Origin of the sequence: Pseudomonas sp. 65/3-MNA-CIBAN-0223 (assembly GCF_040310425.1) — a bacterium.
In the GTDB taxonomy this organism is placed as follows: domain Bacteria; phylum Pseudomonadota; class Gammaproteobacteria; order Pseudomonadales; family Pseudomonadaceae; genus Aquipseudomonas; species Aquipseudomonas gregormendelii.
The window spans coordinates 1-271 of sequence record NZ_JBEOPV010000148.1 but is presented as its reverse complement, the minus strand read 5'-3'; the positions used below and the strand labels follow the sequence as shown (position 1 = coordinate 271).

The 271-nt window shown below is 47.6% G+C and carries 1 protein-coding gene; it reads left to right on the top strand.

Features of this window, described 5'->3' with window-relative positions:
* Positions 1-271: hypothetical protein (locus AAEZ09_RS28300; RefSeq protein WP_502947606.1), on the top strand; the 271-nt coding region annotated here is incomplete at both ends.

Below are 271 nucleotides of genomic sequence, written 5' to 3'. Positions count from 1 at the left end.
CTACAGCCCTGTTCATGGTTGGGCTGGGTAGGCTACTTTTCATTATTCCCATTGGGATGCTGGCCGATTATGCTTCTCCGCGGATAGCGTTAATACTCAGCTCTCTTCTCTGTATTTCTCTAGTTCTTGTGCTTCCAGCTACACTCGGCCATCCATTGTATCTACTAGCCATCCTTTTCTTGCTTGGTGCTCTTCTAGATGCCTTTTACGCATTGTGTCTGGCTGTTCTGGGCAAGCGCTATAGAGGAGCTCAATTAGCATCTGCTAACAC